The organism is Variovorax monticola, assembly GCF_051216855.1.
Classification (GTDB): Bacteria; Pseudomonadota; Gammaproteobacteria; order Burkholderiales; family Burkholderiaceae_C; genus Variovorax.
This window is the reverse complement of sequence record NZ_JBPJZP010000006.1, coordinates 370,341-392,410: the sequence shown is the minus strand read 5'-3', so window position 1 is coordinate 392,410 and position 22,070 is coordinate 370,341. Positions and strand designations below refer to the sequence as shown.

Sequence of the window (22,070 nt, the reverse complement as noted above, 5' to 3'; positions counted from 1 at the left end):
TGCCGCACAATAGCGGCCAATGCCGACACAGACAAAGAAGAAAGCCTCGCCCAAGACGGCCGGCCGCCCCCTCGGCGGCGCGGCCCTGACGAAACAGCGCATCGCCGAAGCCGCGCTCGAACAGATCGACGAGTTCGGCCTGGGCGCCTTCAGCATGCGCGAACTGGCGGCGCGGCTGGGCGTGTACCCGGCCACCGTGCACTGGCACGTGAGCACGCGCGAAGCGCTGCTGGCCGAGGTGGCCGCCGCCGTCATGGCGCAGGTGGCGCCGCCGCCGGGCAAGCTGGCCTGGCAGGCGTGGATCGCCGAGCTGTTCCGCCGCAGCCGCGCCGCCGTGCGCCTGCACCCCAACGTGGCGCAGCTGCTGGGCGCCCAGCTGGTGTCGAACGGCAGCCTGCCGATCGAGCTGGTCGAAGGCGTGCTGGCGGCACTGACCGAAGCCGGCTTCGAAGGCGAGGCGCTGCTGGAGGCCTACAACTGCGTGATCGCGGCGATGCTGGGCTTCCTGACGATGGAGTTCTCGCCCCTGCCCGCCGACAACACCCAGGCCTGGGCCGAAGAGCTGCGCGAGCGGGTGCACACCATTCGCCCGCTCGACCATCCGGTGCTCACGCGCAACCTGCCGCTGATGGCCAACAAGGCCTTCATCCTGCGCTGGGACAACGGCACCACCGTGCCGCTGGAAGGCAGCTTCGAGCGGCACATCCAGATCACCGTCGACGGGCTGGAGGCGTTCGCGCGGAGGGTCAGGCCGGGCTGAGGGGCGTTGCGTCAGCCTCGTTGCCGCGCCCGATGCGCAGCAGCGCGTCTTTCAGCCACAGCACGCCGGCATCGGAATTGGAGCGCCGGTTCCAGCACACGACCGAGCGGTAGCCCTGCAGATCGAACGGCAACGGGTGCACCGCGAGCACATCGCGGAAGCGGTCGGCCACGCGCAGCGGCATCACGGCGACATGGTCGGTGTGCGCCAGCAGGTCGACGATCTGGCCGAAGCTGGTCATGGCTACGCTCATGGTGCGCGTGCGCCCCATGCGCGCCAGCACCTGGTCGATGAGGTCGTCCAGCGCCGAGCTGCCATACCCCAGGAAGACGTGCGGCGCACCGCAGAAGGCGTCGAGCGTCGCTTCGGCGCCCAGTGCCGGATGGCCTCGCCGCACCGCGACCACATAGCGGTCTTCGTACAGCAGCGCAGATTCGCAGTCGCTCGGCGGCTCCAGGCGCGGCAGCACGGCGATGTCGAAGTCGCCCTTGCGCAGGCGCTCGGTCAGCGTCAGGAAGGAGCTGGTCTCCCAGTAGATGCGCACGAGAGAACCGCACGCCACCAGCTCGTTGGCGAGCGTGGGCAGCAGCAGGTGGCTGGCGTAGTCCCCGCCCGAAATGCGAAAGATGCGTTGTGATGCCGCCGGGTCGAAGCCCTCGCCCGGCTCCAGCATGGCCGACAGGTCGGCCAGCACGCGCTCCACCTGGCCGGCCAGCGCCTGCGCGCGCGCCGTGGGTTCCACGCCGTGCGCGGTGCGGGTGAACAGGGGGTCGCCGAAGGTGTCGCGCAGCCGGTTGAGCGAGGCGCTCACCGCCGGCTGGCTCAGGAAGAGCCGGGTCGCCGCGCGCGACACGCTGCGTTCGCGCATCAGCGCATCGAAGGTCCGCAGCATGCCGACGTCGAGGCTGCGGATATCACGTAGGGCCATATCTCATATCCAAAGCTTCGAATTGCCCGCGGGGCGGGCTGTCCGTATCGTCCAGCGCACAAGTACAACACGACTGGAGACACGATGAATCGGTTCAGACCCTCGCCGCGCGGGGGGCCCACGCGCCGCCGCACGCTCGGCATCCTCGGTGCCGGGCTTGCCACGCTGGCGGCCGGCTCCGCCTTTGCGCAGGCCCCGCGCTTTCCGAGCCGCGTGGTGCGCATCGTTCCCTTCGGCTCGCCCGGCGGGCCGATGGACGTCATTGCGCGCATCTATGCAGAGAAGCTCAAGACACGCTGGAGCCAGCCGGTGATCGTCGAGGCCAGGCCGGGCGCCAGCGGCACCATCGCCGCCGACATGGTCGCCAAGGCCGCGCCCGACGGCTACACGGTGCTGCTCACGCTGCCGCTCACGCACATCAACAACGTGGTGCTTCAGCCCCGGTTGCCCTACGACCCGGTGAAGGACTTCGAGCCGCTGTCGCAGCTGGCCACGGGCGGGCCGATGCTGATTGCGCGCGCCGCGGCGCCGTTCTCGAACGTGCGCGAGTTCGTGGCCTACGCCAAGGCCCACCCCGGCGTGTCCTACGGCACCTGGGGCAACGGCTCCAACGCGCACCTGTTCGGCGAGCTGCTGGCGCGCCAGACGGGCATCGACCTGGTCCACGTGCCCTACAAGGCGGAAGCCGCGGCGCACAACGACATGTTCGGCGAATCGCTGGGCGTGGCCTGGGCCAACCCGTCGACCGCGCGCGCACTGGCGCAGGCCGGCAAGATCAAGGTGCTGGGCATCACCGGGCGCAAGCGCGTGCGCTCGATGCCCGACGTGCCGACCTTCACCGAGCAGGGCTTTGCCGGCTTCGACCTCGACAGCTGGATCGGCATGTACGCCCCCGCCAAGACCCCGCAGCCCGTGCTCGACGAATGGTCGAGCGCGTTGCGCGACATCACGAAGATGCCCGACGTGCAGGAGCGCCTGGTCGGCTTCGGCTTTGAACCCCTGGGCAGCACGCCTGCCGAGTTCCGGGCCAACTACAAGGCCGACTTTCCCCGCGTCGCGGACCTGATCAAGGCCGCAGGAGTCACCCCCGAATGAGCGCCGTCGCACCCTCCTCCCCCTCGTCCTCCACGCCTGCCGCAGGAGAGTGGCAGGCCGTCGTCATGGATACCGGCACGGCCTACGGCCGCAAGCCGCCGAGCCACAAGCCGGAACTCACCGAAGTTGGCGCGGGCACGCCCATGGGCGAGTTGCTGCGCCGCTACTGGCACCCGATCGGCCTGGCCGCCGATGCCGGCGACACGCCGCGCCAGGTGCGCGTGCTGGGCGAAGACCTGATCCTGTTTCGCGACAAGAGCGGCCGCGCGGGCCTGGTGCACTGGCGCTGCGCGCACCGCGGTGCTTCGCTGTACTACGGGCGCGTGGAAGAAGAAGGCATTCGCTGCTGCTACCACGGCTGGATGTTCGACGTGCAGGGCCACTGCGTCGACCAGCCCTGCGAGCCCGACGGCGGCGCGCGCAGCCGCGCCCGGGTGCGCCAGCCCTGGTACCCGGTGCAGGAACAGTACGGCCTGGTGTGGGCCTACCTGGGCCCGGCCGACAAGAAGCCCGTGCTGCCGCGCTACGACTGCCTGGAGACCATGGACGAAGGCGAAACCCTGGAGGCCGACGGCAACAGCATCGGCGGCGGCGGCCCGCAGGTCATTCCGTGCAACTGGCTGCAGCACTACGAGAACGTGGCCGACCCGTTCCACGTGCCGGTGCTGCACGGCAGCTTCAGCGGCACGCAGTTCGTGGCGCTGATGGGCCAGATGCCCGAGGTGAGCTTCGAGAGCACCGAGACCGGCGTGACGATCACCTCGATCCGCACGCTGGAAGACGGCGCCACCTTCCGGCGCGTGGCCGGCCCCGTGCTGCCGACGCTGCGCGTGGTGCCTAACCCGCGCGTGGCCGCCTACGGACGGGTGGAATCCATCGGCTGGGTGCTGCCGATCGACGACCACAGCTTTCGCATCTACACCGTGGGCCGCGTGAAGACCCCGGGCGACCTGGCCCGCGTGCGCTCGCGGCTGAACGGCAAGCTGTGGGAAGACCTGAGCGAGGCCGAGCACCGCGCCTTTCCGGGCGACTACGAGGCGCAGGTGAGCCAGGGCGCGATCACCGCGCATTCGGAAGAACACCTGGCCACGTCGGACCGCGGCATCGTGATGCTGCGCCGGCTGCTGCAGCGTCAGCTCGACGCGGTGCGCGAGGGCCGCGACCCGGCCGGCGTGAGCTTCGACCCCGCGGCGGCACCGGTGCGCTTCGAGGCCGGCAACTTTCTCGTGCGCGAATGAGCGGCGCGACGGACGCAGGCATCGCGGTTCGCGTGGCGCGCAAGACCGTCGAGGCCGAAGGCGTGGCGGGCTTTCGCCTGGTCGCCGCCGACGGACAGCGCCTGCCGGCCTTTGCACCGGGCGCGCACATCGAGGTAACGCTGCCCGGCGGCCTGGTGCGGCCGTACTCGCTGTGCAGCGCATCCGCGCAGGACGACCACTACGAGATCGGCGTGCTGCGCGACGCCGGCTCGCGCGGCGGCTCACAGGCGATGCACGACACCGTCCATGAAGGTGCCGTGCTGCAAATCAGCGCGCCGCGCAACCACTTTCCGCTGGACGAGCGCGCTGCACACAGCCTGCTGCTGGCGGGCGGCATCGGCGTGACGCCGCTGCTGTCGATGGCGCAGCGGCTGGCCGCACTGGGGGCAGACTTCGCGCTGCACTGCTGCAGCCGAACGGCTGCGCGCGCACCCTACAGGCGGCGGCTGCAAGACAGCGCATTCGCGCGCCGGGTGCTCTTCCACCATGACGACGGACCACCGCTGCAGCAGCTGGACCTGGCCGCGACCATCGGCCAGTCGGCCCTCGGCAAGCACCTCTATGTGTGCGGCCCGCAAGGGTTTCTCGACGCGGTGCGCACGACCGCGCGCAGCCTGCAATGGGCAGAAGGGCAAGTGCACTTCGAGTACTTCTCGGGCGCCGCGCCATCGGCCGATGGCCAAGGCAGCTTCGAGGTCGAACTGCGCAGCTCGGGCCGCGTGGTGCGCGTGCCCGAATCGCTCAGCGTGGTGGACGCGCTCGCGGCCGAAGGCATCGGCATTCCGGTGTCGTGCGCGCAGGGCGTGTGCGGCACCTGCCTCACGCGCGTGCTGGCAGGCCACATCGTGCACAACGACCTCTACCTCACCCCTGCGGAACAGGCCGCCAACGACCAGTTCCTGCCCTGCTGCTCGCGGGCCCGCTCAGCGCGGCTGGTGCTAGATCTCTAGCAGCTCGTAGAGCACCATGCGCGTTTGCCGGCCGCGCAGTTCGGCCAGCTCCTCGATGCGCCGCGTTGCGAGCCGCCCGCCGAGCCCCTCGAAGGTCGCCTGCGAAATGAGCGTGCGCGTGCCCATGTCCTTGTTGGCGCCCTCGATGCGGCTCGCCACGTTGATCACGTCGCCCACGGCCGTGTACGACAGCCGGTCGCTCGAACCCAGCACGCCCGCGATCGCCATGCCGGTGTGAATGCCGATGCGGGTGCGGAACTCGCGCATGCCTCGGGTGCGCCACCGGGCATTCAGTTCGTTCATCTCGGCATGCAGTTCCAGGGCGGCCGTGCAGGCGCGGTATTCCGCGTCTTCCAGGTCCGACGGCGCGCCCCACAGCACCATGATGCCGTCGCCCATGAACTTGTCGACCACGCCGCCGTGCCGCGCGAAGATGCGCGCCGCCAGGTTGAAGTACTCGGTCAGCTGCTTCACGAGCACGTCGGCATCCAGCGACTCCGAGATGGAGGTGAAGCCCTCCACGTCGGTGAACATCGCGGTGATGCGGCGCGGCGAGCCGCTGGGCGCGAGCGCATGCCCCTCGGCGATGAGCTGCTTGACGACGTCCACCGGCACGAACTTGCTGAAGGCCTTGAGGCTGCGCGCCGATTCGTCCAGCGCCTGGTTCAGGTGCTGGATCTCCAGCACTCGGCTCGATTCGAGCGGCAGGTTGTCCAGCTCCAGTCGTCCGATGCGGCGCGCCACGCGCGCGAGGTTCTCGATGGGCATCGTCACCAGCTTGGACAGCCGCAGCGCGATGAACAGCGCCACCGCCAGGAAGCTCAGCGTCAGCAGCAGGGCCAGCGCCACGGCGCGCTGCAGGCCGCCGAGCAGCACGTCTTCATGCTCCCAGCTCACCAGCAGCCAGCCCGTGGGCGCGATGCGCGAGGTCTGCGCCATGTAGCGCTCGCCTTCGTGCACGAACGAAAAGGCCGAGTCGTCGGTGCCGGCCACCGTGCCGTCGGCCAGGATGTGCGCATGCAGAGCGCCCAGCACGCCGCTGTCGGGCAGCGCCAGCCGCCGCACCGGGTCGGGGTGGTCGCTGCGCGCGAGCACATGGTCGTCGGCGCTCAGCAAGGCGCTGTCGCCGTGGCCCGTGCCGCCGAACACGCGCATTAGGCGCGACAGGTGGCCCAGCGACACATCGGCTCCAAGCACCAGCGCCTGCACACGGCCCTCGTCGTCGCGCCGCAGGCTGGGCAACGCGTAGGTGATGTTGAGTTCGCCGCTCTCGGCGTCCACGAAGGGGGCGGTCCACAGCGCGCGCCGCACCGCCAGGGCCTGCACCACCCATTCGCTGCGCGCGGGGTCGTGGTTGCTGCGGAAGGCCTCGATGCGCGTGGTGGCGTAGCGCTCGCGCGGGTCGCCGTCGCCCACCGCGTCGGGCGGTGCCTTGAACGCCCAGGTCTCGGTGCCGAAGGCCGCGTCGCGCAGCACCTGCCACACCGCGGAGACGGGATAGCGCTCGGCCATCATCTGGTGCCCGTCGTCGCTCACGACGCCGATGCTGTCCAGCTCGGGCGATTGCTCCAGCGCGGCCCACAGCAGCTCGGCCGTCTGCTCGCCGTCCTGGCCCGCGGGGTGCAGGCCGGGCGTGTGGCCGAGGGCACGCACCAGCGCCTCGGTCTTGCCCAGAAAGGCGAGCACGTTGTCTTCGACGCGGTCGTGGTTGACCTTGTGCGCCGATTCGCCGACGCGCGCCACCAGCCGCTGCGCGCCCCAGTAGCCGAAGGCCACCAGCAGCAGCGACTGCACCAACGCGACCAGGCAGATGATGGTGCCCACGTCGACCCTGAAGCGCCGCATGCGCGCAGGCGGCGATGCCGCCCTTTCGTCCGGACGACCCAAATCGTCTGCCATGGCAGTTCCCCTGTCTCGCTCCTGCATCCGCTCCCTGTTCTTTTTCGACGCCTGCGGGCAGCCGGTGGCTCCCTCGGCCGAAGGTGGGCGCCATTCTGGCCCCACTTCGGCGAGGCACGGCGCGTTCCCGAGGGTGATTTGCGGCAGGGGATAAAATCCGGCCCGCACCGCAGTTCGCCGCGGTGCATTGCTAGGGGTGTCGAGCCGGAACGCGTTCCGGGGCTGACTGAGAGAGTCCCTTTGAACCTGACTGAGGTAATCCTCGCGCAGGGAAGCTGGTCCGGCGGCCTGTCGCGTTGTCTCGCGCGACGGCCGAGCCGCTGGAGCCTCGCCCACCTGCCAAACCTTTTGCACTGGAGCAAACGGATGGCACAAGACAACCACATCGGATCCTTCCCCGCCAACGAGGCGCTCACGCCGCTGCCCGCGTCGCAACGCGTGTTCGGCTGGCACGACCACGCCTCGCTGTGGTTCAGCCTGGGCGTGGGCCTGCTGGTGATGCAGATCGGCGCCTACCTGGTGCCGGCCGTGGGCACGCGCGACGCGGCCTTGGCCATCGTGCTGGGCTCGTGCCTGGGCGCCGGCCTGCTGGCCTGGACCGCGCGGCTGGGCTGCGAGAGCGGACTGGCCAGCGCCGGCCTGATGCACGCCACCTACGGCAGCACCTTCGCGCGGCTGCCGGTGCTGCTGAACATTGTGCAACTGGTGGGCTGGACCACCTTCGAGCTGGTCATCATGCGCGAGGGCACCCAGGCCATCGGACAGGCGGCCTTCGGCCCCGCGCTGGGCACGGCGTGGGGCGGCGTGCTGACCACGCTGCTGTGGGGCGCGGTGCTGTTGGCGCTGCTCGCGGGCTCGATGGTGAAGCTGGTGCGCCGCTTCGTGAGCCGCTTCGGCCTGCCGCTGGTGGTGCTGTCGCTGCTGTGGCTCAGCTGGCAGTTCGCCACCCGGCTGCAGGCCAAGGGGCTGGACGCCTTCTGGGCGCGGCCCGGCGACGGCAGCTTGGGGCTGTTCGGCGCGCTGGATCTGGTCATTGCCATGCCGGTGTCGTGGCTGCCGCTGGTGGCCGACTACGCGCGCCACGGCAAGCGCAGCGCGGGAGGCTTGAGCAGCGCCTTCAGCGGCACATGGATCGGCTATGCGCTGGCCAATGTCTGGTGCTATGCGCTGGGCGTGATGGTGGTGAGCGTGGCCGAGCCGGGCACCGAACTCGTGATGGCGCTGCTGCTGGCGCAGGGCGGGCTGGTGGCGCTGGGCCTGATCCTGATCGACGAGCTCGACAACGCGTACGGCGACGTGTATTCGGGCTCGGTCTCCACGCACAGCATGCTGCCGCGCTGGAGCGTGAAGCGCTGGGGCCTGCTGCTGGCCGCGCTGTGCATCGCACTGGCGCTGGTGCTGCCGATGCACACGCTGGAGCCCTTCCTGCTGCTGCTGAGCTCGGTGTTCGTGCCGCTGTACGGCGTGATCATCGGGCGCATGGGCAGCGGCCGTTCGGTGTCGCTGGCAAGCGGGCGCAAGGTCGATGTGATTGCGGCGCTGATCTGGATCGCGGGCATCGCGGCGTACCACGCGCTCGCCAAGTGGGCGCCGCAGTTCGGCTCGGCCCTGCCGACGCTGGCCGCGACCTTCGCGCTCGCCTGCCTCAGCCGGCCGAGGCCTGCAACGGCAGGCGGTGCATCGGCACTGGCGCGAAACCGTGGTTGAGCGGGCCATGACCGGCACCGACCTTCACGCCCGCGCCGGCCGCCATGGCGCCGAGGATGTAGGCGCGCGCCTGCTCGACCGCATCGGGCAGCGTCGCGCCCAGTGCCAGGTGCGCGGCAATGGCGGACGACAGCGTGCAGCCCGTGCCGTGCAGGTTGCGGCTGGCGATGCGCTTCGAGGCCAGGCGCTTTCTTTGGCCACCGGCTTGCAGCAGCACGTCGACCACGTCGTCGCCGGGCAGGTGGCCTCCCTTGAGCAACACGGCCTTCGCGCCGAGCGCCAGCAGCTCGTCGGCCGCGGCGTCGAGCGCGTCTATGCCGTCGATGGCATGGCCGATCAACAGGGCCGCTTCGTCGAGGTTGGGCGTGACGACCAGCGCGCGCGGGAACAGCTCGCGCACCAGCACCTGCACCGTCTCGGCCGCGATCAGGCGGTCGCCGCTGGTGGCGACCATCACGGGGTCGAGCACCACGTTCTTCAGCTGGTAGCGGTCGATGGCCCAGGCCACCACCTCGACCACTTCGGGGGCGTGCAGCATGCCGAGCTTGACGGCATCGACGCCGATGTCTTCCACCACGGCCTGGATCTGCGCTTTCAGGAACTCGGGCGGCACACCGTGGATGCCCGACACGCCCAGCGTGTTCTGCGCGGTGAGCGCGGTGATGGCGGTCATGCCGTAGCAGCCGAGGGCCGCGAAGGTCTTCAGGTCGGCCTGGATGCCGGCGCCGCCGCCGCTGTCGGAGCCGGCGATGGAGAGCACGCGTGCGTAGCGCTGGGTGGGTGCTTGGGTCATGTCGAAAATTATCGGCGACGTGCGCTTTGTCCAGCGCCGCGGCTGCCTTGCTCCCTCTCCCCTTGGGGAGAGGGTTGGGGTGAGGGCATGGGCCTTCGCAAGCATCCGGCGTTGGCCATCGCCGCTGGCCCTCACCCCAGCCCTCTCCCCAAAGGGAGAGGGAGCAACAACCGCAGAGCAAGACCATGAGCCTTCCCTTTCAATCGGCCGCCATCCTCGGCGCCGGCCTCATGGGCCGGCTGCTGGCCGTCACGCTTGCGCAGGCCGGCTGCAAGGTCGACCTGTTCGAGGCCGGCAGCCCCGAAGCCGAAGGCGCGGCGGCGCGCGTGGCGGCCGCCATGCTCGCGCCGCTGGCCGAATCGGCTGTCGCACCAGTGCCGGTCGTGCGCATGGGCCAGCATGCGCTGTCGCGCTGGCCCGAACTGCTCGCGTCGCTGGCGCAGCCCGTGTTCTTCCAGCGCGAAGGCACGCTCGTGCTCTGGCACCGTCAGGACGCCGCCGAAGCCGCGCGGCTGGCGCGCGTGCTCGCGAACACCGGCACCCAGGTGCCCGAGCTCGCGCCGATGCGCACGCTCGACGGCCCCGCCATCGCCGCGCTGGAGCCTTCGCTGGGCCCGCGTTTCGCGCAGGGCCTGTTCCTGCCGGGCGAAGGCCAGCTCGACAACCGCGCCTTGCTGGCCGCGCTGCTCGCCACCCTGCAGGCCGACCCTCGCGTGTCGCTGCACTGGCAATCGCCGCGCGCACCTTCGGACTTCGCGCCGGGCACGGCCGGCCAGCCCGACTGGGTCGTCGACTGCCGCGGCCTCGGCGCCAAGCCCCAGTGGAACGCGCTGCGCGGCGTGCGCGGCGAGGTGATCCGCGTGCATGCGCCCGAAGTGAGCCTGCGGCGCCCCACCCGCCTCGTGCACCCGCGCTATCCGCTCTACATCGCGCCCAAACCCGACCACCTGTTCGTGATCGGCGCGACCGAGATCGAGTCGGACGACATGTCGCCCGCCAGCGTGCGCTCCACGCTCGAACTGCTGAGCGCCGCCTACGCGGTGCACAGCGGCTTTGCGGAAGCGCGCATCGTGGAGATCGCCACGCAATGCCGCCCGACGCTGCCCGACAACCTGCCCGCCGTGCGCCGGCCGCAACCCCGCGCGATGCAGATCAACGGGTTGTACCGCCACGGTTTCATGATCGCGCCCGCCTTGCTCGACGTGGCGATGGAACTGCTTACGACCGGGCGTTCCGCCCTCGCGCAGGACTTCGGCATGGAGACCCCGGACACATGACGATGAACATTCTGATCAACGACCAGCCCTTCGCGCTGCCCGACAACGCCCTGCTGACCGACGCGCTCGCCGCGTCGAACGCCACGCCGCCTTTCGCGGTGGCCGTGAACCGCGAGTTCGTGCCGCGCTCGGCCTACGCGGCGCGCGCGCTGCGGCCCGACGACCGCATCGAAGTGATCCGCCCCGTGACGGGCGGCTGAAAAAGATGGAGACGACGACCATGACCCTGAACGACCCGCTGGTTCTCTACGGCGAAACCTTCCAGAGCCGCCTGCTGCTCGGCACCGCGCGCTACCCCTCGCCCGACCTGCTCGAAGCGGCGGTGAAGCGCGCGAAGCCCGCGATGCTCACCGCATCGCTGCGCCGCCAGACCGCTCACCAGGGCTCCGGCGGCAACGACACCGGCAACGGCTTCTGGGCACTGCTGCGCGAGCTCGCCGTGCCGGTGCTGCCCAACACCGCCGGCTGCCACAGCGTGCAGGAGGTGGTCGCCACCGCGCAGATGGCGCGCGAGCTGTTCGACACACCGTGGATCAAGCTGGAGCTCATCGGCGACGACTACACGCTGCAGCCCGACACGCTGAACCTGGTCGATGCCGCCTCGCAGCTGATTCGCGACGGCTTCAAGGTGCTGCCGTATTGCACCGAAGACCTGGTGCTGTGCCAGCGGCTGGTCGACATCGGCTGCCAGGCCGTGATGCCCTGGGCCGCGCCCATCGGCACCGGCCGCGGGCCCGTCAACCCCTACGCGCTGCAGGTGCTGCGCGACCGGCTCAAGGTACCGATGCTGGTCGACGCCGGCCTGGGCCTGCCGTCGCATGCGTGCCAGGTGATGGAGTGGGGCTACGACGGCGTGCTGCTCAACACGGCTGTCGCATTGGCGCAGGACCCGGTGGCAATGGCCGGCGCCTTCGCCGATGCGGTGCAGGCCGGGCGAACGGCGTACCGCGCCGGCGCCATGGCAGCGCAGGACGCCGCGCAGTCCAGCACGCCCGTGCTCGGCACCCCCTTCTGGCACCACGCGCCATGAGCACCGCCCTCGACCCCCGCGCCATGGCGCAAGCCATCGTCGCGACCCACGGCCTGCGCTTCGGCGCCATCACGTCGGCGCCGGTCAGCGCGCCGGTCTTCTCGTCGGACGACCCGATTTATCGCGGTGCCAAGCAGGGCTGCACGGCGCTCGGCTTCATCGAGATCGATGCCGAATGCCTGGCCCTGGCCTGGCGCGCGCAGACGCAGCGCCGGGGCAACTTCGACGCCGCGCTCTGGCCCGACGCGCCGGAAGACTTCGGCCTGCGGACGTTTCCGCCGGCCGCGCGCGCCGATGCGTTTCCGCCCTGCCCCGAACGCCTCGGCCTCTACGCCGTGCTGCCCGATGCGCAGTGGGTCGGCCGCATGGCGCGCGCCGGCGTGCCGACGGTGCAACTGCGCTTCAAGTCCGACGATGCGGCGGCCGTCGAGCGAGAAGCGCAGGCCGCCGTCGATGCGGTGCAAGGCACGGGCGCCCTGCTCTTCATCAACGACCACTGGCAAGTCGCCATCGCGGCCGGCGCGTACGGCATTCACCTCGGCCAGGAAGACCTCGACGCGCTCACGCCCGACGAGCTGGCGCAGTTGCGCGCCAGCGGCCTGCGGCTGGGCGTCAGCACGCACGGCTATGCGGAGATGGTGCGCGCCGACCGGGTGAGCCCGAGCTACATCGCGATGGGCGCGGTGTACCCGACCACGCTCAAGAAAATGGCGACTGCGCCGCAGGGCGTCGCCCGGCTGGCCGCCTACGCGCGCCTGCTGCGCGGCTACCCGCAGGTGGGCATCGGCGGCATCGACGCCGTGCGGCTGCCCGAGGTGCTGGCCACCGGCGTCGGCTCCGTCGCCGTGGTGCGCGCGCTGGTCGCGGCGCAAGACCCCGAGGCCACGGCCGCGCAATGGATGGCGGCAATGCGTGCCGAAGCGGCACGCCACTGAACCCGATGAAACAACACACACTCTCCCCCCTTTCGTGCGCCATTGCCGCCGCTCTTCTCGTCACCGCCTGGAGCGCTCATGCGCAACAGGCCGCGCTGCGTGAAGTCACCGTCAACGACGCGGCCGCCGCGCCGCAGGCCGACATCAGCGGCTTCGGCGACGTGCCGCTGCGCGAGCTGCCGATCTCGGCCACCGTGGTCGACAGCAAGCAGTTGCGCGACAGCGGCGCACGCCGGCTCGCCGACCTCACGCAGTTCGACGCCTCGGTCACCGACGCCTACAACGCCGCCGGCTACTGGGACTACCTCACGGTGCGCGGCTTCGTGCTGGACAACCGTTTCAACTACCGGCGCGAGGGCCTGCCGATCAGCGCGGAAACCTCGATTCCGCTGGACAACAAGGAGCGCGTGGAAATCCTGCGCGGCACCAGCGGCATCCAGGCCGGCACCAGCGCGCCGGGCGGACTGGTCAACTACGTCGTGAAGCGGCCGACCGAACAGGACCTGCGCACGGTGCGCATCGAGACCACGAGCCGCGGCAGCGTGCTGGGCGCCGTCGACCTCGGCGGGCGCTTCGGCGAGAACCGCGAGTTCGGCTACCGGCTCAACGTGGCGAGCGAAAACCTCAAGCCGCTCACGCACAACCTGGACGGCAACCGCAACCTGTTCTCGCTCGCGGCCGACTGGCGCATCACGCGCGACTCGGTGCTGGAGTTCGAGGTCGAGCAAAGCCGCAAGACGCAGCCGAGCCAGAACGGCTACAGCCTGCTGGGCAACGTGCTGCCCGCGCCGGTGGACCCGCGCATCAACCTGAACAACCAGCCGTGGTCGCAGCCCTCGGTGTTCAAGGCGCTGACGGGCACGGTGCGCTTCAGCCAGGCGCTGAACGCCGACTGGCGCTGGAGCGCGCAGATCGGCCAGCAGCGCCTGAAGAGCGACGACCGGCTGGCCTACGCCTTCGGTTGCAGCGCCGAAGGCAACTACGACCGCTACTGCGCCGACGGCACCTTCGACGTGTACGACTTTCGCAGCGACAACGAGCGCCGCACGCAAACCGCGGGCAGCCTGAACCTCAAGGGCAACGTGGCGACCGGCAGTGTGAAGCACGAGCTGGGTTTCGGGCTGCTGCAAAGCCGCGTGCGCAACCGGTTCGGCAACCAGGCCTACAACTACGCGGGCACCGGCAACATCTGGGGCACGGCCATCGTGCCGGCGAACCCGGACGCCACCACGCCGCAGACCAACCGCGACGAGCGCTCGACCGAGCTGTCGGTGCAGGACGCGATCCGCTGGAACGACCGCTTCACCACCTGGCTCGGCGTGCGGCACACGCGGCTCGACCGCAGCAGCATCGGCAACGACGGCTCGAACACGACGGGCTACAGGCAAGGCGTGACCACGCCGTGGCTGGCCGCCAGCTACACCGTGCAGCCGGGGCTGCTGGGCTACGCAAGCTGGGGCCAGGGCGTGGAGTCGCAGGTGGTGCCGAACCGGGCCGACCAGTACGGCAACGCGGGGCAGGCCTTGCCCGCGCTGCGCTCGCGACAATGGGAACTGGGGCTGAAGGGCGGCACCGACGCCTTCAACTGGCAGCTGGCGTACTTCGACATCTCGCGCCCGATGACCAACATCGACCAGTGCGGCCCCTTCTGCGACGTGCGCAACGACGGGCGTGCGGTGCATCGCGGCCTGGAGGCCGGCGCGCAATGGATGCAGGGGCCGTGGCGACTCGGCGGCAGCGTGACGCTGATCGATGCGAAGCGCCGCGACAGCACGGCGAACCCGGCGCTCAACGGCCAGTCGCCGACCAACGTGCCCAAGCAGGTGCTGCGCGCTCAAGCTGCCTACCGCGTGGCGGCAGTGCCGGGCCTGGAGGTTGCGGGGCAGCTGTCGTACGAAGGACGGCGCAACGTGCTGCCCGACGGCTCGGTCACGCTGCCTTCATGGACGCGCGTCGATGCGGTGCTGCGCTACGACACCCGGCTGCGCGGCGTGAACACGACGTGGACGCTGGCCGTGGACAACCTGTTCGACCGCCGCTACTGGAAGGAATCGCCGTACCAGTTCAGCCACGTCTACCTGTTCCCAGGCGCACCGCGCACGCTGCGCCTGGGGTTGACCGTGGCGCTTTGAACCCCGCGAGGCTCGCAAATTGGGTGAGGCTGTGATCGGCGCTTGAGAAGGCCGAAAAAATCACGCTATAATCTAAGGCTTGTTCCTCGATAGCTCAGTTGGTAGAGCGCCGGACTGTTAATCCGTAGGTCCCTGGTTCGAGCCCAGGTCGAGGAGCCACAAAAAGCCGCAAGGCCACTGGATGCTCCGCTACTCAAAAGGTAGCGGGGCATTTTCATTTGCGTCGTCGCATCGAAGGTGTTGCACAACGTCAAAAAATCGAGGCGTCGAGTTCAGAATCGGCAAATCCATTGCATATAATTTAAGGCTTGTTCCTCGATAGCTCAGTTGGTAGAGCGCCGGACTGTTAATCCGTAGGTCCCTGGTTCGAGCCCAGGTCGAGGAGCCAAAACAAACCACCCCGGTGGTTCCTGAATGCCTCGCTACTCTCAAGGTAGCGAGGCATTTCCTTTTGTGGCACAGCTTGGGCTTGCTGCGCGCTCATCGCGGCTGGAACGCGATGAGCCCCATGCCGACGAAGCACACCGCCACGCCGGCCGCATCCCACGGCGTCGGGCGTGTGCCGTCCACCGCCCACAGCCACGCGATCGCCACGCCGATGTACACCCCGCCGTACGCCGCATAGACACGCCCCGCCGCTGCGTCGTGCAGGGTCAGCAGCCATGCGAAAACGGCAAGGCTGATGGCCGCGGGCACCAGCAGCCACACCGAGCGGTCCTGCTTGAGCCAGAGGTAGGGAAGGTAGCAGCCGATGATTTCGGCCAGGGCCGTCGCAACGTAGAGCAGAAAGGTTCGCATGCACGAATTGTGCGGGGACGCACTGCGCTTACCGGCAAGGCACGTGAGGCCATTGCTTGGTGGCTTCGTGCCAGCGCACCTACACTGGCCTGAATGTCCCCCTGGTCCACGTCCTGCAAACACCCTGCGCCACGCACAGCGCTGCCCCTGGCAGCGGCCGTTCGTCGCACGGGTGCCGCCGCAGCGGCGACCACGGAAGTCTTGCGACGCATCGGCGCACTTTCCTGAGCCCGGCGGTCCGCTACCTTCCTTCTTGATGCGCGAACCATTGACCGTCGGGCACCCGCCGCGCGGTCGCGACGCCGCTCCCTTCCTCTTTCGGAACGGCGACGCCTTCAATTGGAGTGCTTCATGCTTGCAACCATTCACGGGGAGCGCACGCTCACCAAACTCGACGTCGTTCGCCTCGAAAAACTGACCGGCCATGCGCTTCCCGCGGCGCTCGCCGAGCTGCTCGATGCCGCGGACGTGCTGCCCTCGCGCGAGATGCCCGCCGACGTCGTCACCATGAACTCGCAGGTCGAGGTCGAAGACCCGTCCACGCGGGAGCGCCAGAAAATCACCGTCTGCTATCCCGGCGACGCACAGCCCGGCGCCGGCTTCGTCTCGGTGCTGTCGCCCGTGGGCATCGGGCTGCTCGGCGTGAAGAGCGGCGCGCTCGCCACATGGGACATGCCCAACGGCGCGCAAGGCGCGGTGCGCGTGGTCGCCGTGTTGTTCCAGCCGGAGGCCAGCGGCGACTACGCGGCGTGACTTTCGGCACTGGTGCGCCGAACGCCCGGGCCATATCGTGGCGCGGTCGCCGGCGGCGCGTCGAATCAGGAGGCCGTGCAGGCCGTGGCAACGCCATCTTCGGTTTCGAGAAGCAACGCCCGCCAGGAGCGCGGCATTCTTTTCACTCGACAGATCGGGACATGGCTTTTCTCAAACTTTCTCTCGCAAGCGCACTCGCCGGCATGCTGGCCCTTTCGGGCTGCCAGACCATGGACATGCAGATGGGCAGCCCGTCGGCCAAGACCGTGGCCACCGGCAGCGCCGCAGGGGGCGCCACCTCTGGCGAAAGCAGCCAGCTCGAGCGCTGCGAATCACCGCTCGGCACGGTCTCGCTGATCGAGAACCAGAGCGCCGGCTGGTACACCGTGCTGACCGGCGAATACAAGCTGCCTCCCACCGCCAACCTGCTGCGCCTGCTGGTGCAGCAATCGAACTGCTTCGTCGTCGTGGAACGCGGCGTGGCCGGCATGAACGCCATGACGCGCGAGCGCGCGCTGCAGCAGTCGGGCGAAATGCGCGGCGGCAGCAACTTCGGCCGCGGCCAGATGGTCGCTTCCGACTACGGCCTGTCGCCCGAAATCGTGTTCAGCAACAGCGACGCGGGCGGCCTGGGCGGCGCGCTCGGCGGCCTGGTGGGCGGCGGCCGCGGCCGTGCCATTGCCCAGCTCGGCGCGAGCATGCAGACCAAGGAAGCCAGCGCGCTGCTGACCCTCATCGACAACCGATCGGGCGTGCAGGTGGCTGCCGCCGAAGGCAGCGCTTCCAAGACCGATTTCGCGGGCTTCGCCGGTCTGGGCGGCCTCTCGGCGGCCGGTGGCGTGGGCGGCTACACGCGCACGCCGCAGGGCAAGGTGATTGCGGCTGCGTTCATGGACGCGTTCAACCAGATGGTGCGTTCGCTGCGCAGCTACAAGGCGCAGACCGTGCGCGGCCAGGGCCTCGGCGGCGGCGGCCGCCTGGGCGTGGACGGCGGCGCCGCGCCGTCGCAGACCTCGGCACCGGCCGCCACGACCCGCCGCCGCAAGTAGGCGCGCGACCTGCCGGCGCCGCGCCCGTCCAGGCCACTGGGCGGGCGTTTTACTTGGTGGACGGGAGCCCCTGCGGAAATCGGTAGCCCGCCTCCCCCGTATATAGGATGGGCAGTGCGCGGACCGGGCTCTACGCTTTGCGTCATCCCGCCACCCTCTCCGCCCAGGACGTCCCTTTCATGCGCCTCGCCCTCCCGTCCTGTATGCGTGCATACAGCCTTCCCGCACCGGCGCGCGCATGACCGCGGAGATACAGGTTGCCCTGGTCGAAGACGACACCGGCATGCGCGAGCGCATCTCGCGCGTGGTCGATGCCGACCCTTCTCTGAGCCTGGCCTACAGCGCTTCCAACGCCAGCGAGATCCTCGCCTGGCTGATCGACAACCCGGTCGACGTGCTGCTCGTGGACCTCGGGCTGCCCGACCATCCCGGCCTGAAGGTGATCAGCCAATGCCGCCACATGCAGCCGGCCTGCGCGGTGATGGTGCTGTCGATCTTCGGTGACGAGGCCAACATGGTCCAGGCCTTCGAGGCCGGCGCCAGCGGCTACCTGCTGAAGGACGGCACCGAGGCCGACCTGGCCACCCACATCCGGCACCTGCGCGCGGGCGGCTCGCCGATGTCGCCGGTGATCGCACGCAAGTTGCTGCGCCGCTGGCAGGCCCATTCGGGTCCGGCCACGCCGCTTCCGACGGCAGCCGCCAAGCCCGCCGTCACGCCCGAGCGGTTGTCTCCGCGGGAGTTCGAGGTGCTCGACCTGGTCTCTCGTGGCTTCACCTATGTCGAAGTCGGGGTGCAGATGGGAGTCTCGACGTCGACGGTTCAAACCCATATCCGCAACATTTACGGCAAGCTGGATGTGCACAACAAATCGGAAGCCGTGTTCGAGGCCCGCAGCCTCGGTTGGCTTCCCTAGGGTGATCGCGGGAGGGCTCCGCGGGCCGCTGCTCGCAGCACTCTGGGCACTGTGCGCGTGGGCCGTTCAACCCGCGCATGCCGACGAAGCCACGCCCGCCAGGCCGCGGGCCGACACGCTGACCGTGAAAACAGCCGACGCCGTGCTCGAGCCCGACGGCCTGCCCCGCCAGACTCGCCGCGTGCAGTTGCCGTTTCGCTGGGACCACGAGTTTCCCGGCCTGGGCGGCAAGGCCACCTACCGCATCGACCTGCCCGCCACCGCCGTGCCGGGCGACGAGCCCGCCGCGCTGCTGATGTCGGGCGTGGGCAACCAGGTGAGCATCTCGTTCAACGACGCGCTCGTGGGCAGCTACGGCACGCTGGGCGACCCAGGCGACGACGCGGCAAAAAGCAACCTTCTGGTGCCCGTGCCGGCCGCCCTGCATCGCGAGGGCCAGGCGCAGTCGCTGGTGGTGCGCACCACCGTCCAGCGCCAGCGCGGCGCGGGGGTGGCCAGCATCCAGTACGGCACGCAGGCCACCCTGGCCGCGCTGTACCGCTCGCAGCAGATCTGGCGCAACACCTCGGCCATCGTGTACGCCGTCAGCCTGCTGCTGATGGGCGGCCTGGCAGGCGGCCTGTGGCTGCGCCAGCGCGATGCGCTCTACGGCTGCTTCGCGCTCGCCGCGCTCTCGGGCGTCGCGCGCAACCTCGACCGTGTGTGGCCCGACCTACCGGTTCCCTGGCCGCTCTGGGGTGCGGTGGTGGCGGTCTGCTACGCCTGCCACATCGGGCTCATTGCGCGCTTCGTGCTGCTGGTGCTCGATCGCAATCCGCCGTGGCTGGTGCGGGCTATCTACGCGGCCCTGGCGCTGTCGGTCGCGCTGGCCTGCGCCTCTTTCGCCTTCGCACTTCCGGCGCTGTGGACCGCCGGCCTGGCCATCCTGCAGCTCACTAGCATCGTCTGCCTGCCCTACGTGGTGTACGGCGCGATGGTGGAGCGGCGCCGCATCGCCGCGGTGCTGATGGCGGCGGGCACGCTGGCCATCCTGGCCGGCGCGCACGACCTGCTGCTGGTGCGCATGGCCCTCTTCGGCGGCGCCTACTACACGCTGACGGCGCACGCGATGTTCTTCTTCGTGATGATCCTGGCGGGCCTCGTGGTCGAGCGCTACAGCCGCACGGTGGACGACTACAGCGCGCTCAACGCCAACCTCGCGGCCCGTGTCGCGGAGCGCGAAGACCAGTTGCGCGGCGCCTTCGAGACCGTGCGCCAGCAGCAGCAGCAGCAAGCCGTGCTGCTGGAGCGCCAGCGCATCATGCGGGAGATCCACGACGGCGTGGGCTCGCAACTGGTGGGCCTGCTCAACCTGGTGACCCAGCCTGCGTCCGACCGCGGCGTGGTGGAAGAGCACGTGAAGCTCGCGCTCGACGAGATGCGCATGGCCGTCGACTCGCTGCAGCCCACGCACGACGACCTGCCCACCGTGCTGGCCACATTGCGCTACCGCCTGCAGCCGCGCCTGGACGCCGCGGGCATCGAGCTGGTGTGGGACGTGGCCGTGATTCCCGCCCTGGCGCCTTTCGCCGCGCAGGCCGCCCTGCAGCTGCAGCGCATCCTGCTAGAGGCCTTCACCAACGTGCTGAAGCATGCGGGCGCCACGCGCATCGTGATGCAGGCCAGCTGGAGCGGAGAGACGTCGCCGCCGCTGGTGCGCATCGTGCTCACCGACAACGGGCGCGGGCTCCCCACGGCAGCCGCGGCGCCTTCGGACCCCCGACACGCGGGTCATGGCATCGCCAACATGCGTGCGCGCGCGCAGTCCATCGGCGCGCGGCTGCACATCGAGACAGTGGACGAAACAACCGGCGGAACCCGCGTGCTGCTGGACTGGCCCTGCGCCCTTCCCTGACGCGCGGGTGAAACGCGGCGTCAGCGCAGCGCGAACGCCAGCGTGACAGCGCCGAGCGCCAGCAACGCGAGCCCGGCGATGAAGACCATCTCGCCCCAGGCCTCCAGCCGCGCGCCGGCGCGTTGTGTGCGCATCGAGATGAAAGACAGCAACGCGCTGGCCAGGAAGACCAGCGCGTCGACCGCCAGCAGGCGGTCGATCAGCAGGCGCATGTCGTCGCGCGGACCGAGGTGGCCGATCGACATCACCGTCATGCACACGCCGATCATGGTGGCCGACGTGGGCAGGATGTGCGCCGAAAGGCTCTTTGCGGAAGACGTCATCCCGAATGCCGATCAGGGCCGGGGCTTTTCAGCCGATTCGCACCGGCACGAATATCTTGTTCTCGCCGCGCTGTATCAGCAGCGCCACCGACTTGTTGGTCGCCTTGGCCACTGCCTCGCGCACCTGCTCCACGCTTTGCGCCGGCGTGCCGTTGATGGCCAGCAGCACATCGCCCGCCTGTACGCCCGCCTGCGCCGAGGGGCCCGCGGCGTCTTCGATCAGCAGGCCGATGTCGATCGAGGCCTCGCGCTTTTCCTGCGGCTGCAGCGGGCGCAATGCCAGGCCCAGCTTGCCCTGCCCGGCCGCTGCATCGGCCTTGGCGACCTGCGCCGGCTTGTCGCTCGCATCGCCGAGCCTGGCCTGCAGTTCCTGGCGTTCGCCCTGGCGCCACACCTCGAGCGTGACCTTCTTGCCCGGCGCCTGCTGACCGATCACCGCGGGCAGGTCACCCGAGGACACGATGCGCTGGCCGTCCACGCTGCGGATCACGTCGCCCGCCTTCAGGCCGGCCTTGTCGCCGGGGCCGCCCTTCTCGATGTTCGAGACCAGCGCGCCTTCGGGCTTGTCGAGCTTGAACGACTCGGCAAAGGCCTGGTTCACCTCCTGCACGGCCACGCCGAGACGCGCATGCGTGGCCTTGCCGGTGGCGACGATCTGGTCCTTCACCTGAATGGCCACGTCGATCGGAATGGCGAACGACAGGCCCTGGTAGCCACCGCTGCGGCTGTAGATCTGTGAGTTGATGCCCACCACCTCGCCGCGCGTGTTGAGCAGCGGGCCGCCGGAGTTGCCGGGGTTCACGGCCACATCGGTCTGGATGAAGGGCACATAGCTGTCGTCGGGCAGCGTGCGACCCTTGGCGCTCACCACGCCGGCCGTCACGGTGTTCTCGAAGCCGAAGGGCGAGCCGATGGCCAGCACCCATTCGCCGACTTTCAGGTCCTTGGTGTTGCCCAGTGCCAGCACCGGCAGGTTCTTCGCGTCGATCTTCAGCACCGCGATGTCGGTCTTGGCGTCGGCGCCCAGCACCTTGGCGCGGAACTCGCGGCGGTCGGTCAGCTTGACGGTGACTTCCTTCGCGTCCTTCACCACGTGGGCGTTGGTGATGATGATGCCGCCGGGGTCGACGATGAAGCCCGAGCCCTGCGCGCGCACCGGCACGTCGCGTTGCTGCTGCTTGCCTTGCGGGCCCATCTGGCCCTGGAAGCGGCGGAAGAACTGGAACATCGGATCCTCGGGGTCCACGCCCTGGATCTCGGCGGCGGCCTCGTCGTCCGACGCCTTCATGGTGCCGGTGACGCTGATGTTGACCACGGCCGGGCCGTCGCGCGTGGTGATGGTGGAGAAGTCGGGCAGCGTGACCATGGCCGCAGGTGCGGATACGGCAGCGGTGGTGGCCGGTGCGCCCACGGCACGGGCGCTGGTGTAGGCACCGGCACCGAAGGCACCGATCACACCCGCGCTCGCCAGGGCAATCACCAGGGCGCGGGGCGAAGTCAGACGGGAGTTCATGGGTCGGGTCCTTTCAATGCGTATCAACGCAAACACGATGAAAGGAATGTCGTCGCGCT

Annotated in this window: 20 protein-coding genes and 2 tRNA genes; 16 read left to right on the top strand and 6 right to left on the bottom strand. The window is 69.7% G+C overall.

Features of this window, described 5'->3' with window-relative positions:
- Nucleotides 1-19 precede the first annotated feature (19 nt).
- A complete protein-coding gene (locus ACSFA5_RS22895; protein ID WP_435446328.1) occupies nucleotides 20-760 on the top strand; it encodes a TetR family transcriptional regulator in 741 nt (246 codons plus the stop codon).
- On the opposite strand, the gene ACSFA5_RS22890 is transcribed toward ACSFA5_RS22895, so the two are convergent.
- Nucleotides 747-1,688 carry a LysR family transcriptional regulator gene (locus ACSFA5_RS22890; protein WP_435446327.1) on the bottom strand — a complete coding sequence of 314 codons (942 nt, stop codon included), beginning with the start codon at nucleotides 1,686-1,688 and terminating at the stop codon, nucleotides 747-749. The genes ACSFA5_RS22895 and ACSFA5_RS22890 overlap by 14 nt on opposite strands.
- 84 nt (nucleotides 1,689-1,772) lie before the next feature.
- Here ACSFA5_RS22890 and ACSFA5_RS22885 point away from each other — a divergent pair, with 84 nt between their 5' ends.
- From ACSFA5_RS22885 to ACSFA5_RS22875, 3 genes are read left to right on the top strand one after another with little or no spacing between them, the layout of a single operon-like run.
- Complete coding sequence (locus ACSFA5_RS22885) at nucleotides 1,773-2,783, top strand: Bug family tripartite tricarboxylate transporter substrate binding protein (RefSeq protein WP_435446326.1); 1,011 nt, start codon at nucleotides 1,773-1,775, stop codon at nucleotides 2,781-2,783.
- The gene (locus ACSFA5_RS22880; RefSeq protein ID WP_435446325.1) at nucleotides 2,780-4,021 is read left to right on the top strand and encodes a Rieske 2Fe-2S domain-containing protein; all 1,242 of its coding nucleotides are present in this window, start codon (nucleotides 2,780-2,782) and stop codon (nucleotides 4,019-4,021) included. The genes ACSFA5_RS22885 and ACSFA5_RS22880 overlap by 4 nt, the downstream gene beginning before the upstream one ends.
- Nucleotides 4,018-4,992, top strand: a complete 975-nt coding sequence (locus tag ACSFA5_RS22875; RefSeq protein ID WP_435446324.1) for a PDR/VanB family oxidoreductase — start codon at nucleotides 4,018-4,020, stop codon at nucleotides 4,990-4,992. The genes ACSFA5_RS22880 and ACSFA5_RS22875 overlap by 4 nt, the downstream gene beginning before the upstream one ends.
- Here the strand turns inward: ACSFA5_RS22875 and ACSFA5_RS22870 are convergent.
- A complete protein-coding gene (locus tag ACSFA5_RS22870; protein WP_435446323.1) occupies nucleotides 4,981-6,891 on the bottom strand; it encodes an adenylate/guanylate cyclase domain-containing protein in 1,911 nt (636 codons plus the stop codon). The genes ACSFA5_RS22875 and ACSFA5_RS22870 overlap by 12 nt on opposite strands.
- A 366-nt stretch (nucleotides 6,892-7,257) precedes the next feature.
- On the opposite strand from ACSFA5_RS22870, the gene ACSFA5_RS22865 reads away from it, so the two are divergent.
- Nucleotides 7,258-8,598, top strand: coding sequence for a purine-cytosine permease family protein (locus ACSFA5_RS22865; RefSeq protein ID WP_435446322.1), 1,341 nt, complete (start codon nucleotides 7,258-7,260; stop codon nucleotides 8,596-8,598).
- On the opposite strand, the gene thiD is transcribed toward ACSFA5_RS22865, so the two are convergent.
- The gene (gene thiD, locus ACSFA5_RS22860) at nucleotides 8,537-9,391 is read right to left on the bottom strand and encodes a bifunctional hydroxymethylpyrimidine kinase/phosphomethylpyrimidine kinase (RefSeq protein WP_435446321.1); all 855 of its coding nucleotides are present in this window, start codon (nucleotides 9,389-9,391) and stop codon (nucleotides 8,537-8,539) included. The two genes, ACSFA5_RS22865 and thiD, sit on opposite strands and share 62 nt — an antisense overlap.
- Nucleotides 9,392-9,576: 185 nt before the next feature.
- On the opposite strand from thiD, the gene ACSFA5_RS22855 reads away from it, so the two are divergent.
- From ACSFA5_RS22855 to ACSFA5_RS22825, 7 genes are all read left to right on the top strand, one after another.
- Nucleotides 9,577-10,668 (top strand): FAD-dependent oxidoreductase, encoded by a 1,092-nt coding sequence (locus ACSFA5_RS22855; protein WP_435446320.1) that lies wholly within the window; start codon nucleotides 9,577-9,579, stop codon nucleotides 10,666-10,668.
- The gene (thiS, locus tag ACSFA5_RS22850) at nucleotides 10,665-10,868 is read left to right on the top strand and encodes a sulfur carrier protein ThiS (RefSeq protein ID WP_435446319.1); all 204 of its coding nucleotides are present in this window, start codon (nucleotides 10,665-10,667) and stop codon (nucleotides 10,866-10,868) included. The genes ACSFA5_RS22855 and thiS overlap by 4 nt, the downstream gene beginning before the upstream one ends.
- Nucleotides 10,869-10,888: 20 nt before the next feature.
- Nucleotides 10,889-11,698 (top strand): thiazole synthase, encoded by an 810-nt coding sequence (locus tag ACSFA5_RS22845; protein ID WP_435446318.1) that lies wholly within the window; start codon nucleotides 10,889-10,891, stop codon nucleotides 11,696-11,698.
- Complete coding sequence (gene thiE, locus ACSFA5_RS22840; protein WP_435446317.1) at nucleotides 11,695-12,633, top strand: thiamine phosphate synthase; 939 nt, start codon at nucleotides 11,695-11,697, stop codon at nucleotides 12,631-12,633. Before ACSFA5_RS22845 ends, thiE begins: the two co-directional genes overlap by 4 nt.
- Before the next feature lie 5 nt (nucleotides 12,634-12,638).
- Entirely contained in the window at nucleotides 12,639-14,765 is a 2,127-nt protein-coding gene (locus tag ACSFA5_RS22835; protein ID WP_435446316.1) for a TonB-dependent siderophore receptor, read from the top strand.
- Nucleotides 14,766-14,848: 83 nt separating this feature from the next.
- Nucleotides 14,849-14,924, top strand: a tRNA-Asn gene (locus ACSFA5_RS22830).
- Between the two features lie 153 nt (nucleotides 14,925-15,077).
- Nucleotides 15,078-15,153 (top strand) — tRNA-Asn (locus ACSFA5_RS22825).
- Nucleotides 15,154-15,245: 92 nt separating this feature from the next.
- Here ACSFA5_RS22825 and ACSFA5_RS22820 read toward each other — a convergent pair.
- Nucleotides 15,246-15,563, bottom strand: a complete 318-nt coding sequence (locus tag ACSFA5_RS22820; RefSeq protein ID WP_435446315.1) for a YnfA family protein — start codon at nucleotides 15,561-15,563, stop codon at nucleotides 15,246-15,248.
- Nucleotides 15,564-15,914: 351 nt separating this feature from the next.
- Between ACSFA5_RS22820 and ACSFA5_RS22815 the strand changes: the two genes are divergently transcribed.
- From ACSFA5_RS22815 to ACSFA5_RS22800, 4 genes are all read left to right on the top strand, one after another.
- Nucleotides 15,915-16,316: a GreA/GreB family elongation factor gene (locus ACSFA5_RS22815; protein ID WP_435446314.1), complete on the top strand. Its 402-nt coding sequence runs from the start codon at nucleotides 15,915-15,917 to the stop codon at nucleotides 16,314-16,316.
- Between the two features lie 161 nt (nucleotides 16,317-16,477).
- Nucleotides 16,478-17,365: a CsgG/HfaB family protein gene (locus tag ACSFA5_RS22810; RefSeq protein ID WP_435446313.1), complete on the top strand. Its 888-nt coding sequence runs from the start codon at nucleotides 16,478-16,480 to the stop codon at nucleotides 17,363-17,365.
- Nucleotides 17,366-17,603: 238 nt separating this feature from the next.
- The gene (locus ACSFA5_RS22805) at nucleotides 17,604-18,281 is read left to right on the top strand and encodes a response regulator (protein ID WP_435446312.1); all 678 of its coding nucleotides are present in this window, start codon (nucleotides 17,604-17,606) and stop codon (nucleotides 18,279-18,281) included.
- 124 nt (nucleotides 18,282-18,405) lie between these two features.
- Complete coding sequence (locus ACSFA5_RS22800) at nucleotides 18,406-20,175, top strand: sensor histidine kinase (protein WP_435446311.1); 1,770 nt, start codon at nucleotides 18,406-18,408, stop codon at nucleotides 20,173-20,175.
- A 20-nt stretch (nucleotides 20,176-20,195) separates the two neighbouring features.
- Here ACSFA5_RS22800 and ACSFA5_RS22795 read toward each other — a convergent pair whose 3' ends face one another.
- Nucleotides 20,196-20,498 (bottom strand): hypothetical protein, encoded by a 303-nt coding sequence (locus ACSFA5_RS22795; protein ID WP_435446310.1) that lies wholly within the window; start codon nucleotides 20,496-20,498, stop codon nucleotides 20,196-20,198.
- 28 nt (nucleotides 20,499-20,526) lie between these two features.
- On the bottom strand, nucleotides 20,527-22,011 hold the full coding sequence (locus tag ACSFA5_RS22790; protein WP_435446309.1) for a DegQ family serine endoprotease: 1,485 nt from the start codon (nucleotides 22,009-22,011) through the stop codon (nucleotides 20,527-20,529).
- Nucleotides 22,012-22,070: the final 59 nt, after the last annotated feature.

What these genes read in the sequence shown, in the direction of transcription:
- ACSFA5_RS22895 (WP_435446328.1), top strand. Translation starts at nt 20, where the DNA reads ATGCCGACACAGACAAAGAAGAAAGCCTCGCCCAAGACGGCCGGCCGC.
- ACSFA5_RS22890 (WP_435446327.1), bottom strand. Translation starts at nt 1,688, where the DNA reads ATGGCCCTACGTGATATCCGCAGCCTCGACGTCGGCATGCTGCGGACC.
- ACSFA5_RS22885 (WP_435446326.1), top strand. Translation starts at nt 1,773, where the DNA reads ATGAATCGGTTCAGACCCTCGCCGCGCGGGGGGCCCACGCGCCGCCGC.
- ACSFA5_RS22880 (WP_435446325.1), top strand. Translation starts at nt 2,780, where the DNA reads ATGAGCGCCGTCGCACCCTCCTCCCCCTCGTCCTCCACGCCTGCCGCA.
- ACSFA5_RS22875 (WP_435446324.1), top strand. Translation starts at nt 4,018, where the DNA reads ATGAGCGGCGCGACGGACGCAGGCATCGCGGTTCGCGTGGCGCGCAAG.
- ACSFA5_RS22870 (WP_435446323.1), bottom strand. Translation starts at nt 6,891, where the DNA reads ATGGCAGACGATTTGGGTCGTCCGGACGAAAGGGCGGCATCGCCGCCT.
- ACSFA5_RS22865 (WP_435446322.1), top strand. Translation starts at nt 7,258, where the DNA reads ATGGCACAAGACAACCACATCGGATCCTTCCCCGCCAACGAGGCGCTC.
- thiD (WP_435446321.1), bottom strand. Translation starts at nt 9,391, where the DNA reads ATGACCCAAGCACCCACCCAGCGCTACGCACGCGTGCTCTCCATCGCC.
- ACSFA5_RS22855 (WP_435446320.1), top strand. Translation starts at nt 9,577, where the DNA reads ATGAGCCTTCCCTTTCAATCGGCCGCCATCCTCGGCGCCGGCCTCATG.
- thiS (WP_435446319.1), top strand. Translation starts at nt 10,665, where the DNA reads ATGACGATGAACATTCTGATCAACGACCAGCCCTTCGCGCTGCCCGAC.
- ACSFA5_RS22845 (WP_435446318.1), top strand. Translation starts at nt 10,889, where the DNA reads ATGACCCTGAACGACCCGCTGGTTCTCTACGGCGAAACCTTCCAGAGC.
- thiE (WP_435446317.1), top strand. Translation starts at nt 11,695, where the DNA reads ATGAGCACCGCCCTCGACCCCCGCGCCATGGCGCAAGCCATCGTCGCG.
- ACSFA5_RS22835 (WP_435446316.1), top strand. Translation starts at nt 12,639, where the DNA reads ATGAAACAACACACACTCTCCCCCCTTTCGTGCGCCATTGCCGCCGCT.
- ACSFA5_RS22820 (WP_435446315.1), bottom strand. Translation starts at nt 15,563, where the DNA reads ATGCGAACCTTTCTGCTCTACGTTGCGACGGCCCTGGCCGAAATCATC.
- ACSFA5_RS22815 (WP_435446314.1), top strand. Translation starts at nt 15,915, where the DNA reads ATGCTTGCAACCATTCACGGGGAGCGCACGCTCACCAAACTCGACGTC.
- ACSFA5_RS22810 (WP_435446313.1), top strand. Translation starts at nt 16,478, where the DNA reads ATGGCTTTTCTCAAACTTTCTCTCGCAAGCGCACTCGCCGGCATGCTG.
- ACSFA5_RS22805 (WP_435446312.1), top strand. Translation starts at nt 17,604, where the DNA reads ATGACCGCGGAGATACAGGTTGCCCTGGTCGAAGACGACACCGGCATG.
- ACSFA5_RS22795 (WP_435446310.1), bottom strand. Translation starts at nt 20,498, where the DNA reads ATGACGTCTTCCGCAAAGAGCCTTTCGGCGCACATCCTGCCCACGTCG.
- ACSFA5_RS22790 (WP_435446309.1), bottom strand. Translation starts at nt 22,011, where the DNA reads ATGAACTCCCGTCTGACTTCGCCCCGCGCCCTGGTGATTGCCCTGGCG.